This window comes from Geodermatophilus sp. CPCC 206100 (assembly GCF_048569675.1).
GTDB lineage: Bacteria > Actinomycetota > Actinomycetes > Mycobacteriales > Geodermatophilaceae > Geodermatophilus.
Genome location: NZ_JAQISV010000040.1, coordinates 25,755 through 39,880 on the forward strand (window position 1 = coordinate 25,755; position 14,126 = coordinate 39,880).

The window sequence follows — 14,126 nt, forward strand, 5'->3', positions numbered from 1 at the left end:
TCCCGGGGCCCACCCTGAGCCTGGTGACGCACTGGAACGGCCCCCGCTGCAGGGACCCGCCCTGAGCCTGCGAAGGGTGGGGGGCAGCGGGGTCCTCTCAGTAGCGGTAGTGGTCGGACTTGAAGGGGCCCTCCACCGGCACGCCGATGTAGTCGGCCTGCACCTTGCTCAGCTCGGTGAGCTTCACGCCGAGGGCGTCGAGGTGCAGTCGGGCCACGTGCTCGTCGAGCTTCTTGGGCAGGACGGTCACCCCGGGGGTCTGACCCTCGTAGGCGGCGCGGTTGTTCCACAGCTCGATCTGCGCGAGCACCTGGTTGGAGAACGACGCGCTCATCACGAAGCTGGGGTGGCCGGTGGCGTTGCCCAGGTTCAGCAGCCGGCCCTCGGAGAGCACGATGATCGTGTGGCCGTCGGCGAACCGCCACTCGTCGACCTGCGGCTTGATGGTCGTCCGCTCGATGCCCGGGGTGCGGGCCAGACCGGCGATGTCGATCTCGTTGTCGAAGTGCCCGATGTTGCCGACGATCGCCTGGTGCTTGGTCCGGCCCAGCTGCTCGGCGGTGATGATGTCCTTGTTGCCGGTGGCCGTGATGATGATGTCGGCCTTGCCGATGACCTCGTCGAGCGTGGTCACCTCGTAGCCGTGCATCGCCGCCTGCAGCGCGCAGATCGGGTCGATCTCCGTGATGATCACCCGGGCGCCCTGGCCGCGCAGCGACTCGGCGCAGCCCTTGCCGACGTCCCCGTAACCGCAGACGACGGCGACCTTGCCGCCGATCATGACGTCGGTGGCCCGGTTGATGCCGTCGATGAGGGAGTGCCGGCAGCCGTAGAGGTTGTCGAACTTGCTCTTGGTGACCGAGTCGTTGACGTTGATCGCCGGGAACAGCAGCCGGCCCTCGCGGGCGAGCTCGTACAGGCGCATGACGCCGGTGGTGGTCTCCTCGGTGACGCCGCGGATCCCCTGGCCGATGCGGGTCCAGTACTGCCCGTCCTCCGCCAGGGTGCCGCGCAGCGCCTCGAGGATGACGCCGTACTCCTCGGAGTCGACCTCGGTGGTCGCGGGAACGGCGCCGTCGGCCTCGAAGCGGGTGCCCAGGTGCACGAGCAGGGTCGCGTCACCGCCGTCGTCCAGCAGCATGTTGGGGCCGACGACGGCGCCGTCCTCGCCCCGGAACTCGAACAGGCGCTGGGTGCACCACCAGTACTCCTCCAGCGTCTCGCCCTTCCAGGCGAACACCGGGACGCCGGCGGGCTCCTCGGCGGTGCCGTCGCCCACGACGATCGCGGCCGCGGCGTGGTCCTGGGTGGAGAAGATGTTGCAGCTGACCCAGCGGACGTCGGCGCCGAGCGCGGTCAGCGTCTCGATGAGGACGGCGGTCTGCACGGTCATGTGCAGCGACCCGGCGATGCGCGCGCCGGCCAGGGGCTGCGCGTCGCCGTACTCGGCGCGCAGCGCCATGAGGCCGGGCATCTCGTGCTCGGCGAGGGCGATCTCCTTGCGGCCGAAGCCGGCGAGGGAGAGGTCGGCGACCTTGAAGTAGGCGTCGGTCAGTACGCGGGTGCCAGTGCTGGCGGTCATGTCGCTCCAGTGATCGGCCCGGCTCCCGAGGGGCGGGCGCGCGTCGGTCGCTGAGGGTCCCGGCTCGTGCCGGGGAGCGAGCATGCCGAGGCTTCGGCGGGGCTCGTGCCGTCGTCCAGGATACGACGTGGCGGTCCGGGCCCGGCCTACTCGCAGCCGACCCCGTCCCCGTCGCCGTCGAAGGCGTCCTGCCAGCCCGGCTCGCCGCGCCGGATCGGCGCGGCGCCGGCCGTGCGGACCGCGGCGCAGTCGGCGTAGGACACCGGCGCCCCGCCCGCTCCCGGAGCCGCGCCCGCGCCCGCGGGCAGCGGCTCGTCCGGACAGCGGGACAGCACGCCGGCGGCCGCCTCGCGCTCTCCGGCGGTGACCCACAGCCCGTAGGCGGCCTTCACCGCGACCTGGCGGGCCACGTAGGCGCAGCGGTACGAGCGGTTGGGCGGCAGCCAGGTGGCGGCGTCGCCGTCGGACTTCTGCTGGTTGAGCGGCCCGTCGACGGCGAGCAGGTTGAGCGGGTCGTTGGCGAAGGCGGTGCGGCGGGCCTCGTCCCAGGCCTGGGCGCCCTTCTGCCAGGCGTCGGAGAGGGCGACGACGTGGTCGATCTGCACCGCCTCGCTGGTGTCCTCGCCGCGGCGGAACTCGATGGTGCGGCCGGAGTACGGGTCGTCCAGGGTGCCGCTGAGGACGACGCAGCCGCCGGTGTCCGGCCGGAACGTCTCGCCGGTGAGGTCCCGCGCCAGGACGTCGTTGCGGGTGTCGCAGCCGTTGCGGTCGGTGTCCACCCAGCCCGCGCCGAAGCGGTCCCGGTCGTAGCCGGTGCGCGGCGCCCGGCCCCGCACCTCGAGCTGCCCGAGGGTCTCCAGCGCCGAGCCCGCCGGCGCGTCCGCGAGCACGTCCCCACCGGTGGGCAGGAGCTCGCACGCGGTCGCCCCCACGGTCAGGGCGAGCGCCACCGCACCGGCGGCCAGCCGGCGGAGGACGGGGCGGGGACGGAGGACCACGGCCCCCCGACGCTAGGCCGCCATCCCGGACCCGCGGCGGCGACACGCCCGCCGCGGGCCCGGGTCAGCCCAGGTTCGTGGTGGTGCGGTAGAGGACCGCCGGGCCGCGCGCGGTCACCGGCTCCCCCGCCGGGACGAACGCCGACTGACCCTTCTCCAGCACGAGCTCACCGTCGGCCGCACCGAGGACCGCCCGGCCCTCGGTGCACAGCAGGAGCTGGGGCCCGGCGGTGGTGAGCGAGCCCGACTGGGCGTCCAGGGCGACGCGGGTGAGGTCGAAGTCCTCGATCGGCACCGGGTAGCGCAGGCCGCCCGGCCCGAGCACCGGGTGGAGGACCGGGACGCGCCCGTCGCTGAAGTCGAGCACCTCGATGAGCGCGGCCAGGTCGACGTGCTTGCCGGTCAGGCCACCGCGCAGCACGTTGTCCGAACTCGCCATCACCTCGACGCCGGCCCCGCTGAGGTAGGCGTGCAGGTTGCCGGCGGGCATGAACACCGCCTCGCCGGGGGCCAGCTTGAGGTGGTTGCACATCAGCGAGATGACCACGCCGGGGTCGCCGGGGTAGGTCTCGGCCAGCGTCGCGGCCCACCGGTAGGTGTTGATGAACTCCGGGTCGTGCGCGGCGACGAACTGGCTCGCGGCGTCGGCGACGGCCTCCACCAGCGCGGTCCGGCGCCGGCCGGAGAGGGCCAGCAGCTGCGGGATGGCGGCCCGCAGACCGCGCCGGGCGAGCGCGGCGATGGTCGGCTTCAACTCCGGCACCTGCAGCTTGGCCAGGCAGTGCAGGGACTCCTCGACCGGGCGGAAGCCGCACAGCGCCTCGAACGTGGTGAGCGCGACCAGCAGCTCGGGCTTGTGCCACGGGTCCTTGAAGGTGCGCGTCGGGTCGTCCTTCGGGACCCCGGCGGCCTCCTCCGCGGCGTAGCCGGCGGCGGCCTGCGCCATCGTCGGGTGCGCCTGCAGCGACAGGGGCGCGTCGGCGGCCAGCACCTTGAGCAGGAACGGCAGCCGAGCGCCGAAGTGCTCGACGACCGGGGCGCCGAGCAGCCGCTCGGGCTCGTCGGCGATCGCCTTGTCCAGGGCCCGCCCGTCGGCCAGCAGGCTCGGCTCGTCGGGGTGGGCGCCCATCCACAGCTCGGCGTGCGGCCGGTCGGCCGGGCTGGGCTGGCCGAGCAGCTCGGGGATGACCGTCCGGCTGCCCCATGGGTAGAACCGGACTGCACTGGTGAGCTGCCACATCACGGACGAGGCTACTGACTGGGAGAGCACACCAGTTACTACGGCCGCGTGGAGCCTCCGGTGGATCCCCCGAAAGGGGCATCCCTCAGACGGCCGCCCGCACGTCCGGCGCGCCGAGCCGAGCTGCGTCTGCGGTGCGGTCGTCCGGCATGCGCTGGCTCTCCCGCTCCGCCTCGACCCGCGCCGCGTAGTGGGCGACCTCACGCTCCACCCGGGGCCCGTCCCAGCCCAGCGGCCCGGCCATGAGGGCGGCGACCGCCGGGGCCGACTCCGTGCCGCGGTGCGGCGTGGTGATCGACACCCTCGTCCGGCGGGTCAGGACGTCGTCGATGTGCAGCGCGCCCTCGACGGTCACGGCGTGCACCACCTCGGCGGCCAGGTGCGCCGGCGCCCCGGGCAGCGGCCGCCCCAGCTCCGGGTCGGCACGGACGAGCTCGAGCACCTCGCCGACGCGGTCCCCGTGCCGGTGCAGCAGCCGATCGACGGCGTCCCCGGGCAGGCCGGCCGCCGCGGCCAGCTCCGGACCGGTGTCGCGGACGGTGGCCCAGCGGTGCGCGCCGACCAGCGGCAGGTGAGCGGTCCGCGAGGGTGGCACCCCGGGCAGCCCGGCGGTGGCCGCGTCGACGGCGTCGGCCGCCATGACGCGGTAGGTCGTGTACTTGCCCCCGGCCACCAGCACCAGCCCCGGCACCGGGGTGACGACGGCGTGCTCGCGGGAGAGCCGGCTGGTCTGGTCGGCCTCCCCGGCCAGCAGCGGCCGCAGCCCCGCGTAGACGCCGACGACCTGGTCGGCGGTCAGCGGCCGGGACAGCACCCGGTTGACCTGGTCGAGCAGGTAGCCGATGTCGGCGCTGCTGGCCGCGGGGTGGTCCCGGTCGAGCTTCCAGGGGGTGTCGGTGGTGCCGACGATCCACTGGTCGCCCCACGGGATGACGAACAGCACGCTGGTCGGCGTCCGGAGGATCAGCCCGGGACGGTCGGGGACGTCGCGGACGTCGATGGCGTCGCGCGGCACGACCAGGTGCACGCCCTTGGAGGCCCGGACCCGCAGGCTCGGCGCCGAGGCCCCGAGCATCACCCCGACGTCGTCGCTCCACACCCCGGTGGCGGCCACGACGCTGCGCGCCCGGACCGTGAACGAGGACCCGTCGGTCAGGTCGGACACCCGGACGCCGACCACCGGGGCGCCGCTGCCCTCCCCGTCGCGGAGCAGCCCGGTGACGCGGGCGCTGGACAGCACCCGCGCCCCGTAGCCGGCCGCCGTCCGGACGACGGCCAGCGTGTGCCGGGCGTCGTCGACCTGGGCGTCCCAGTAGCGGATCGACCCTCCGGACACGGCGTCGGGGCGCAGCGCAGGGAAGGCCGACAGCGTGGCCCGTCGGGACAGGTGCCGGTGGGCCGGCAGGGCGCGGTCGGCGTCCAGTGCACTGCTGAGGACGTCGTACAGCGCCACGCCGGCCCCGTAGTAGGCCCGCTGCCAGGGCGCGGGCAGCGGGAGCAGGAACGGCAGCGGCCGGACCAGGTGGGGGGCGATCGTCTGCACCAGCCGGGTGCGCTCGTGCAGCGCCTCCCGCACCAGCGGGAAGGCCAGCTGCTCCAGGTAGCGCAACCCGCCGTGGATCAGCTTGCTCGACCGGCTGGAGGTGCCCGCGGCCCAGTCCCGGGCCTCCACCAACCCCACCGACAGGCCACGGCTGGCGGCGTCCAGGGCCGCGCCGGCCCCGGTCACTCCCCCGCCGACCACGAGCACGTCCACCACCTCGTCGGCCAGCCGAGCCCGGTCGGCGCGCCGCCGGTCCGGCGAGAGGTGCGTGCGACTCATGTCCCCACTCTGCTCCGGCCGCGCTCCGGCCGGGATGAGACCTGGATCACGGACGCGGGAACGGTCGATCTCCGGCGGTCCCGCCGCGACCTAGTGGGCGGGGTTCTCCTGCTTCCGCCGGTGGAACAGGCTCATGACCGCCACGACCAGGGCCCCGACGATCAGCCCGAGGACCGCGCTGGCCAGGGTGTTGACCAGCCAGCCCACGACCCCGCCGAGAGCCCCGGTGGCCTCGTGGGCCGCCTCCTCCCAGTGGTGCACGGTCTCGTACAGGAAGTGCAGCCCCAGCTCGTCGGTGCCGACCAGCAGGATGTGACCGCCCACCCAGAGCATCGCGGCGGTCCCGACGACGGTGATGACGGCGAGCAGCCGCGGCATCGCCTTCACCATCCCGCGGCCGAGCGCGGCCACGGCCTTCGTGGGGCGCGCGGACAGGCTCAGGCCGGCGTCGTCCATCTTCACGATCAGGCCGACGACGCCGTACACCAGCACGGTGATGCCGACCGCGACGACCGCGAGGATCACCGCCCGGGACAGGAAGGGCTGGTCGACCACCTCGTTCAGCGAGATCACCATGATCTCGGCGGACAGGATGAAGTCGGTGCGCACGGCGCCGGACACGATGGTGTCCTCGTCCGGGGGCGCCGCATCAGCGGCACCGTGGGCCTCGTCGTGGCCGCGGAGCTTGTGCCAGACCTTCTCCGCGCCCTCGTAGCAGAGGTACGCGCCGCCGACCATGAGGATCGGGGTGAGCAGCCACGGCAGGAACTGGCTGAGCAGCAGCACCGCCGGCAGCAGGATGAGCAGCTTGTTGCGCAGCGAGCCCTTGGCGATGCGCTTGATGATCGGGATCTCGCGCTCGGCAGCCAGCCCGTGCACGTACTGCGGCGTGACCGCGGTGTCGTCGACGACCACGCCGGCGGCCTTCGCGCTGGCCCGGCCGGCCGCGGCACCGATGTCGTCGACGGAGGCGGCGGCGGCCTTCGCCAGTGTCGCCACGTCGTCGAACAGGGCTACGAGTCCACCCGCCACGGGACGTCCTTCCGGTCGGTCAGCACTGGTGTGCTGTCTCGGTCATCGTGCGGTGTCCGGCCGCACCGCGCGCGGCCGGACACCGGCGTCCCGGCGGAGGTACCCGCCCGGGGACGCCGAACCCCCGATCCGCGGAACGGCTCCCGGGGTGTGCTCAGGCGCCGGCGACCCGCTCGGTGTCGAGGGCCAGGGCCAGGTAGACCGCGGTGAAGTCGGCCACGGCGAGCTGGCGGGCCAGCCGCGGCAGCCGGCCGTACCGCTCCGGCTCGCCGTGCTCGGCCAACCCGCTCACCGGGACGTTGGACGCCGCGGCGCTGCGCAGCGCCTCCTGCAGGGCCTCCTGCGCCGACCGCGGCTCCCGCTCGCCGGCGCCGTCGTGCTCGCCGGCGTCGCTGTCGCGCACGGTGAGCAGCCGCAGCCGCCGGCCGGCGTCCTCGGCGCGGTCCCGGAAGAAGTCGTCGGAACCGTCCCGCGGGGCCAGCGGGCCACGCAGCACCGAGCAGGCGGCCACCCGCTGGTCGGGCATGCGGAAGGTGGTCACCGGGAGCCCCGCCAGCGTGGCCAGCTGGTCGGCGATCCGGGTGGCGGCGGTGCCGGCCAGCGGCCCCTCGGCGGCGATCACCGGGAGCGCGTCGAGCAGCTCGAGCGCCAGCGTCTTGGCCGGGTTGACGAACGACTCCTGCGCGGGCCCGCACTCGGTGGCGACCTCGTCGAGGGCCGACGCGATCGCCTCGAGGTCGGCGGTGGCCTCGGGGACCAGCTCCAGGCCCACGGCCAGCTGCAGCAGCGGGGTGAGCAGCGACCACAGCGTCGTGTGCCGCACCCGGGAGCTCGGCAGCGGGACGTACGGGGCGCGGGCGGTGCTGCAGGCGGCGCGCAGCGGGGCGTCCTCCGCGCCGATGCCGAGCAGCGTCACGCCGCGGCGGGCCGCCTCGTAGGCGGGGGTCACCGCGTACCGGCCCGCGCCGGTGCGGGTGGCGACCACGGCGATGTCGCTGGGCCCGGTCCACACCGGCAGGTCCGGCCCGGGGACGACGTCGACGGTCACCGGGCTCGCCGGCCCGAGCAGCGCCCGCAGCACCGACGCGGCCACCGCTCCCTCGCGCCGGCCCACGATCACCAGGCCGCGCGGGCGGCCGCCGGCGACCACGCGCTCGATCCCGGCCTCCTCGGTGAGCCGCGCGGTCTCGCGCACCTGCGCCCCGGCGCCGGCGACGGCCGGCAGCAGCCCACGCGGGTCGCGGGCGCGCAGCAGCTCGAGGTCGTCGAGGACCTCCTCGGCCAGCTCGGGTGAGGTCACCCGCCTGCTCCGCCGCCCCGGTGCCGCGCCTCGTCGAGCAGCAGCACGGGGATGCCGTCGCGCACCGGGAAGGCCCGGTCGCAGGTCGTGCAGAGCAGCTCGCCGGCCTCCTCGTCGACGGTCAGCGGGCTGTGGTGGGTGTCGGGGCAGGCCAGGATCGCCAGCAGCGCGGGGTCGAGCCCCAGCGGGCCGGCGGCCGGCGTGCCGGGGGTCCCGGTCATGCGCGCACCACCTCCAGGATCCGGTCCCGCAGCGCGACCATGCGCGCCGCGTCGGGGGCCTCCACGTTGAGCCGGAGCAGGGGCTCGGTGTTGCTGGCCCGCAGGTTGAACCACGAGCCGTCGGCCAGCTCCACGGTGAGGCCGTCGAGCTCGTCGACCGTTCCGCCCTCGCCCTCGAACAGCTCGCGCACCGCCGCCGTCCGCCCCGTCGCGTCGGCCACGGTCGAGTTGATCTCGCCGGAGGCGGCGTAGCGGCTGTAGGCGGCGGTCAGCTCCGACAGCGGCCGGCTCTGCTCCCCCAGCGCGGCGAGGACGTGCATCGCGGCGAGCATGCCGGTGTCGGCCCGCCAGAAGTCGCGGAAGTAGTAGTGCGCGGAGTGCTCGCCACCGAAGACCGCGTCGGTCCGGGCCATCTCGGCCTTGATGAAGGAGTGCCCGACCCGGGTGCGCACCGGCTCGCCGCCGTGCTCGCGGACGATCTCGGGCACCGCGCGCGAGGTGATCAGGTTGTGGATGACCGTCGTCCCGCGACCCTTGGCCAGCTCCCGGACGGCGACCAGCGCGGTGATCGCCGACGGGCTGACCGGGTCACCGTTCTCGTCCACGACGAAGACGCGGTCGGCGTCGCCGTCGAAGGCCAGGCCGATGTCCGCCCGCTCGCGGCGCATCGCCTCCTGCAGGTCGACGAGGTTGGCCGGGTCCAGCGGGTTGGCCTCGTGGTGGGGGAAGGAGCCGTCGAGCTCGAAGTACATCGGCACGACGTCCAACGGCAGGCCGGCCAGCACGACGGGGACGGTGTGCCCGCCCATGCCGTTGCCCGCGTCGACGACCACCCGCAGCGGCCGGATGCCCGACAGGTCGACCAGCCCGCGCAGGTGGGCGGCGTACTCGGCGAGGAGGTCCCGCTGCCCGATGGAGGCCGTCCGGGTGGGGACGCGCTCGTAGCTGTCGTGCTCGGCCCACTCGCGGATGGTGACCAGTCCGGAGTCCTGGCCGATGGGCGCCGCACCGGCGCGGCACAGCTTGATGCCGTTGTACTGCGCGGGGTTGTGACTGGCGGTGAACATCGCCCCGGGCACGTCGAGGGAGCCGGCGGCGAAGTAGAGGAGGTCGGTCGAGCCGAGTCCGGCCTCGACCACGTCGACGCCGCGGGACAGCACGCCCTCGGCGAAGGCGCGGGACAGCGGCACCGACGAGTCGCGCATGTCGTGCGCCGTCACGACCGCCGTCGCGCCGCTCTCGGCGTGCACGAACTCGGCGAAGGCGGCGCCGATCCGGCGGGCGACGTGCTCGTCCCACTCGTCCGGCACGACACCACGGACGTCGTAGGCCTTGATGATCGACGAGAGACCGCTCGTGCGGGGTCTCGCAAGCTCACCCACGTGTTCACCCTCGGCTGGACTCACCGCGGACTCCCCGGTCCACGGTGCCGACCGACACTAGCGGCGTCCCCACCGGGCGGCTCACCGGCTCCCCGAACGGGGGAGCGGGGTCCTCCGTCAGGAGATGTCGGGCAGGACCCGCAGGTGGCCGCGGCGGGTGCCGCTGCCGTCGTCGGCCGGCGGGCGCGGCGGCTCGGGCCGGGCGGCCTCGCGGACGGCGTCGGCCAGGGCCAGCAGGTCGTCGCCGGTCGGGCCGGAGTCCTCGAGGTCGATCTCGTGGCGGACGACCTCCCAGCCCCGCGGGACGGTCAGCCGCTCGGCGTGGAACTCGCAGAGGTCGTAGCTGTGCGGTTCCGAGAACGTCGCCAACGGGCCGACGACAGCGGTCGACTCCGCGTACACGTACGTCAAGGTCGCTGCCGCCGGTTGCGCGCAGCCGCTGCGCGAGCAGCGACGTGACTGCCTCACCACCGGTTCCTCACGCGACGAACAGTAGACGCGTACCCCGGTCCACGGCATCAGGCACACCGGGTTTCTCGACCCCCGCGGCAGCAGCAGTCCCATCCTCCACGACGGCCCCGCGGGCACCGGCAACCGGTCGGCGCCGGGCACCGGACCGGCGGCGCCTCGTCCACCGCACGTCCCCCGCAGCCCGGCCGTACGCTCGCACCCACCATGAGCCGACCCGCCCGTTCCCGCCGCGACCGGCACGGTCGCGGTCTGCGCGGCCGGCTGGTGCCCGAGGGCGTGCCGCTGGCCCGCAGCCGCGGCGAGCAGTTCGACGACCTGGTCCTCGATGCGGTCGAGGACCTCGAGCGCCGGTGGGAGAAGGAGCTCGCGGGGGTCGAGTTCGCCGTCGAGGACGTCCCCTGGGTCGAGCACACCAACCCCGACGAGGTCGTGCTGGACGCCGACGTGCTGGACGACGGCAGCGTGCCGCTGGCCCGCGTCCTGCCCGCGCACCGGGAGGGCGGCCGGGAGGTGCCCCCGCGGATCGTCGTCTACCGGCGGCCGCTGGAGCTGCGCGCGCACGACCGCGACGACCTGGCCGACCTCGTGCGCGACGTCGTCGTCGACCAGGTCGCGGTGCTGCTGGGCCGCGACCCCGAGGAGATCGACCCCACCGCCTGAGGCCCCCTGCAGGGGCCCGCCGCGGCCCCCTGCCACTGCGAGGGAGAGGAAGCTCTACCTGCGTCACGGCCGCCATCACGCAGGCATTGCTTCCTAGACCGCGACGGGGCTGCCCAGCTCGGCGGCGATGCCCCGGGCGTCGGCCAGCCGCGCCCGGCTGAACGCGAGGTCGAGCGCGCCGCCACGGCCGGGCCGGGTGATCCGCTCGACCAGCTGCTCGAGGGCCACCGCGTGCCAGAGCAGGCCGACGTCCGGCTCCTCCCAGCCGGCGGTGCGGTCCAGCACGACCTGGGCGATGCGGGCGCGGTCCTCCTCGTCGGGACTGGTGGCCCACAGGGTGAGCAGGTCGCGGTGCCGCGGGCCGGCCCGGACGCCGGTCCACTCGAGCACGACGAGCCGGCCGCCGTCGTCGAGGACGGCGTTGGCCGCCCGCAGGTCGCCGTGGGTGACCTCCGACAGCGGCAGCTGGGCGGCCGCGGCACGGACGGCGCGCAGCTCCCCCATCCGCACGCCGCCGCGCAGCAGCCGGCCGGCGTCGCCGACCGACGCGCGGGCGCGGCGCAGGGCCGGGCGGGCCGGCGGCTGCCAGGGACTGCCCGACGGTGCGGGGAGCGGCGCGATCCGCACCGCGGCGTCGACGGCCGACTCCGTCCACCGCGAGCCGCCGGTCGCGACGGGGTGGATGCGCCGGGACAGCAGCCACCGCCCGTCGTCGGCGGCGGCCAGCACGTCGGGGACGCCGATCTGCCGCTCCTCCGCCCAGCGCCGGCCGCGCAGCTCGGCCCGCACCCGCCGCCGGCCGCTCTCGGTGACGGCGAGGTCGACCACCCGGTCGGACAGCACCCCCTGCACCACCCCGAGCGTCGCCGCGAGGTCGGTCACCCCCGTGAGCGGCTGATCCACCCCGAGCTCGGTCAGGAGCGCGGCCACCCGCTCCCGTGCCGCGCCGTCCGCCGCCGTCGACCCGCTGCTGCTGCTCATCGCGAGGATCGTCCCAGTCCGGCCCTCCGGTCGCAGGGGGATCCGCGGACCGCCCGGGGTGCGGCGCCGGCGGCTGGGATGCTTCCCGGCGATGGAGTCCTCCGCGCCGGCCGCCGTGCCCTGGGTCGTCCTGGGCCTGGCCCTGCTGGCGCTGGCCGCCCTGGCCGCGGCCCAGCTGGCGCGCGGGCGCGGCCGCTCGGACGGCGCCGCGCCGGAGGTCCCGCAGCCCCCGGCACCGCCGCCGCCCCGGTGGGCGCACGACGACCTGCCGGGCTTCCTGGACGCACCCCCCGGGATCCCGGCCGGACCGCCGGCCGCGGCGGTCGAGGGCGAGCCGGAGGCCGCCGCGCCCGCGGCCGGCGATGCGCCGACCGGTCGCGTGGTGGCCGCGATGGCGGCCGCCGCGCTGGTGCTGGTCGCCGTCCTGGCCGCGGTCGCGGGCAGCACGGACGACGCCGGGGACCCCGCGGCGTCCCCGGCACCCCCGTCGGGCGGCACCCCCACCGCCGGCCCGACGGTGACGCCGGCTCCGACGGCGACCACCCTCCCGGTGCCCGAGCTGCCGGGGGTCCCCGCCGATCCGCTGCCGGGCGAGAGCGGCGCCGGAGCGCTCGCGAACCTCTCCGTGCCGCCGGGCGAGGAGGGTGTGACCGCGCGCCTGGCCTTCGGCGCGATCGTCGTCGAGCGGCACGCCGTCGGGGTGACCGTGGCGGAGCCGCTGGTGAGCGTCAGCGCGCGCGGTGACGGGACGGCGGCGCTCGCGCACGTCCGGATGCCGACGTGGAACTGCATGACCGACCGCGCGCCGGCCGACCCGGAGGAGGCCGGCTGCGCCCGCGCCACCACCGAGTACGCCGACCTGCCCTCCCCCGCGCTCACCGTGACGCGGGAGGGCGAGCGGCTCCGGGTCAGCGGCCGGTTCCCGACCTACACCCGGCCGATCGGTACCGCCCCGGCCTACACGGGCCGGGTCTACGAGCTGGCCGTGACCGCGGCGCCCGCCGGGCGGGTGCAGGAGGGCCGGGCGACCGCCGAGGGCACGCTGTTCCTGGGCACCGACCGGGTGGGCACGGTCGACGACGCGGCGCTCAACCGGCTCGGCTACGGCGACTGAACGGCCCGGCCGGTCCGCCGCGCAGGGCCAGGGTCACCACGGGCGCGCCCATCTCCGTGCGCAGCCCCCCGGCGTCGGACCAGCCCCACCACGGCTGCCGGCCGGTTCCGTCCACGAGCGTGAGCAGCCCGGCCCGGAGCCGGTCGCCGTCGGTCACCGTGGCGACCTCGACCTGGCCGATCGCGGCGTGCAGCCGGGCCGCCGCGCGCAGCGCGGTCCGTCCCCGCCGGTCGGGCCGGGAGGCCAGCAGGGCGGGCAGCGCGGCCTCGACGTCGCGGGGGTCCCGGCTGCGGACGACGGCGCCGGCCGCGGCGAGCTCGTCGACCAGCCGGGCGCTGCGGGCGTTGGCGAAGGCGGCGTCCGGGCGGAGCCGGCCCAGCGCCCGCAGGGTGGGGTCGCCCATCGGGAGGCCGGTGAGCCGCAGCGTCCACGGCCGGCGCAGCGACTCCAGGAGGGCGAGGACGCCCGCGGCCAGGCGGTCGGCGGTCGCGTCGTCGCGCACCGGGATGCGCGCCGGCGGCGTTCCCTCGGGGGCAGGCAGCCGGTCCCCGAGCAGGCCGGCGGTCACCGCCACCCCCCGGCCGCGGAGGACCAGCGCGGCCAGGCCCGCGGGCCGGTTGCCGGCGCCGTCGGCGACCAGCGCGACCGGGCGCCCGGGACCGCCGGCGTTCAGCGCGACGGTCAGCCAGGGCGGGCGGGCCGGGACGGGGGCACGCACACCGGCCAGCAGCGCCCCGGCGGCGCGCAGCTCGCGCACCACCTCCGCCCGCCCGGTGGCCACCCGCAGCCCGCCGTCACCGTCCGACACGCCCCGAATGGCACCACAGCCCCCGACGGAGACCCGTCGGGGGCTGCGCGAACGACTCAGGGCCGGCGCCATCGGGCGCTCCGTCGGCCCTCCTGCAGGGTCCCGCCGCGAGCAAGCGAGCGGTGGGGGGCAGGAGGGTCCTCTTTCAGACCGCGCGGCGGCGGAGCCGGCGACGCTCCCGCTCGGAGAGCCCGCCCCAGATGCCGAAGCGCTCGTCGTTGGCCAGCGCGTACTCGAGGCACTCGGCCTTGACCTCGCAGCCGGTGCAGATCTTCTTGGCCTCGCGGGTCGAGCCGCCCTTCTCCGGGAAGAAGGCCTCGGGGTCGGTCTCGGCGCACAGGGCGCGCTCCTGCCACGACTGGGCGTCGGCCTCCAGACCCGCGTTCCACAGGCCGCTGAAGACCGGCCCCCGGTCGGCGCTGCGCTCCGGACCCCCGATGTAGTCGCTCAAGAACGAGACCTCTCCCATGACGATGCGTCCCCTCTCGCTGTCGTCCCGATCTGCGTTCCGCGGG

General features: G+C 75.8%; 14 protein-coding genes. 2 read left to right on the top strand and 12 right to left on the bottom strand.

The window, feature by feature from the left end:
• Nucleotides 1-97: 97 nt before the first annotated feature.
• The 9 genes from ahcY to PGN05_RS18105 form a co-directional block, all read right to left on the bottom strand.
• The gene (gene ahcY / locus PGN05_RS18065) at nt 98-1,582 is read right to left on the bottom strand and encodes an adenosylhomocysteinase (RefSeq protein ID WP_419753949.1); all 1,485 of its coding nucleotides are present in this window, start codon (nt 1,580-1,582) and stop codon (nt 98-100) included.
• A gap of 146 nt (nt 1,583-1,728) precedes the next feature.
• Entirely contained in the window at nt 1,729-2,580 is an 852-nt protein-coding gene (locus PGN05_RS18070; protein WP_419753950.1) for a GmrSD restriction endonuclease domain-containing protein, read from the bottom strand.
• A 64-nt stretch (nt 2,581-2,644) separates the two neighbouring features.
• Nucleotides 2,645-3,820, bottom strand: coding sequence for a mannose-6-phosphate isomerase, class I (gene manA, locus PGN05_RS18075; protein WP_419753951.1), 1,176 nt, complete (start codon nt 3,818-3,820; stop codon nt 2,645-2,647).
• 85 nt (nt 3,821-3,905) lie between these two features.
• A complete protein-coding gene (locus PGN05_RS18080) occupies nt 3,906-5,642 on the bottom strand; it encodes a glycerol-3-phosphate dehydrogenase/oxidase (RefSeq protein ID WP_419753952.1) in 1,737 nt (578 codons plus the stop codon).
• A 90-nt stretch (nt 5,643-5,732) separates the two neighbouring features.
• Nucleotides 5,733-6,674 carry a DUF808 domain-containing protein gene (locus PGN05_RS18085; RefSeq protein ID WP_419753953.1) on the bottom strand — a complete coding sequence of 314 codons (942 nt, stop codon included), beginning with the start codon at nt 6,672-6,674 and terminating at the stop codon, nt 5,733-5,735.
• Between the two features lie 154 nt (nt 6,675-6,828).
• Nucleotides 6,829-7,974 carry an SIS domain-containing protein gene (locus PGN05_RS18090; protein WP_419753954.1) on the bottom strand — a complete coding sequence of 382 codons (1,146 nt, stop codon included), beginning with the start codon at nt 7,972-7,974 and terminating at the stop codon, nt 6,829-6,831.
• The gene (locus tag PGN05_RS18095) at nt 7,971-8,195 is read right to left on the bottom strand and encodes a Trm112 family protein (protein WP_419753955.1); all 225 of its coding nucleotides are present in this window, start codon (nt 8,193-8,195) and stop codon (nt 7,971-7,973) included. Before PGN05_RS18095 ends, PGN05_RS18090 begins: the two co-directional genes overlap by 4 nt.
• Nucleotides 8,192-9,577, bottom strand: a complete 1,386-nt coding sequence (locus tag PGN05_RS18100; RefSeq protein ID WP_419753956.1) for a phosphomannomutase/phosphoglucomutase — start codon at nt 9,575-9,577, stop codon at nt 8,192-8,194. Before PGN05_RS18100 ends, PGN05_RS18095 begins: the two co-directional genes overlap by 4 nt.
• A 117-nt stretch (nt 9,578-9,694) precedes the next feature.
• Nucleotides 9,695-10,096, bottom strand: a complete 402-nt coding sequence (locus PGN05_RS18105) for a DUF3499 domain-containing protein (protein ID WP_419753957.1) — start codon at nt 10,094-10,096, stop codon at nt 9,695-9,697.
• 156 nt (nt 10,097-10,252) lie between these two features.
• Between PGN05_RS18105 and PGN05_RS18110 the strand changes: the two genes are divergently transcribed.
• Nucleotides 10,253-10,708 (top strand): metallopeptidase family protein, encoded by a 456-nt coding sequence (locus tag PGN05_RS18110; protein WP_419753958.1) that lies wholly within the window; start codon nt 10,253-10,255, stop codon nt 10,706-10,708.
• Between the two features lie 93 nt (nt 10,709-10,801).
• On the opposite strand, the gene PGN05_RS18115 is transcribed toward PGN05_RS18110, so the two are convergent.
• Complete coding sequence (locus PGN05_RS18115; protein WP_419753959.1) at nt 10,802-11,689, bottom strand: phosphotransferase; 888 nt, start codon at nt 11,687-11,689, stop codon at nt 10,802-10,804.
• A 91-nt stretch (nt 11,690-11,780) separates the two neighbouring features.
• Between PGN05_RS18115 and PGN05_RS18120 the strand changes: the two genes are divergently transcribed.
• Entirely contained in the window at nt 11,781-12,803 is a 1,023-nt protein-coding gene (locus PGN05_RS18120) for a hypothetical protein (RefSeq protein ID WP_419753960.1), read from the top strand.
• On the opposite strand, the gene PGN05_RS18125 is transcribed toward PGN05_RS18120, so the two are convergent.
• The gene (locus PGN05_RS18125; protein ID WP_419753961.1) at nt 12,778-13,611 is read right to left on the bottom strand and encodes a hypothetical protein; all 834 of its coding nucleotides are present in this window, start codon (nt 13,609-13,611) and stop codon (nt 12,778-12,780) included. The genes PGN05_RS18120 and PGN05_RS18125 overlap by 26 nt on opposite strands.
• A gap of 145 nt (nt 13,612-13,756) precedes the next feature.
• Nucleotides 13,757-14,080, bottom strand: coding sequence for a WhiB family transcriptional regulator (locus PGN05_RS18130; RefSeq protein WP_419753962.1), 324 nt, complete (start codon nt 14,078-14,080; stop codon nt 13,757-13,759).
• Nucleotides 14,081-14,126 lie beyond the last annotated feature (46 nt).

What these genes read in the sequence shown, in the direction of transcription:
- ahcY (WP_419753949.1), bottom strand. Translation starts at nt 1,582, where the DNA reads ATGACCGCCAGCACTGGCACCCGCGTACTGACCGACGCCTACTTCAAG.
- manA (WP_419753951.1), bottom strand. Translation starts at nt 3,820, where the DNA reads ATGTGGCAGCTCACCAGTGCAGTCCGGTTCTACCCATGGGGCAGCCGG.
- PGN05_RS18080 (WP_419753952.1), bottom strand. Translation starts at nt 5,642, where the DNA reads ATGAGTCGCACGCACCTCTCGCCGGACCGGCGGCGCGCCGACCGGGCT.
- PGN05_RS18095 (WP_419753955.1), bottom strand. Translation starts at nt 8,195, where the DNA reads ATGACCGGGACCCCCGGCACGCCGGCCGCCGGCCCGCTGGGGCTCGAC.
- PGN05_RS18105 (WP_419753957.1), bottom strand. Translation starts at nt 10,096, where the DNA reads ATGCCGTGGACCGGGGTACGCGTCTACTGTTCGTCGCGTGAGGAACCG.
- PGN05_RS18110 (WP_419753958.1), top strand. Translation starts at nt 10,253, where the DNA reads ATGAGCCGACCCGCCCGTTCCCGCCGCGACCGGCACGGTCGCGGTCTG.
- PGN05_RS18115 (WP_419753959.1), bottom strand. Translation starts at nt 11,689, where the DNA reads ATGAGCAGCAGCAGCGGGTCGACGGCGGCGGACGGCGCGGCACGGGAG.
- PGN05_RS18120 (WP_419753960.1), top strand. Translation starts at nt 11,781, where the DNA reads ATGGAGTCCTCCGCGCCGGCCGCCGTGCCCTGGGTCGTCCTGGGCCTG.
- PGN05_RS18130 (WP_419753962.1), bottom strand. Translation starts at nt 14,080, where the DNA reads ATGGGAGAGGTCTCGTTCTTGAGCGACTACATCGGGGGTCCGGAGCGC.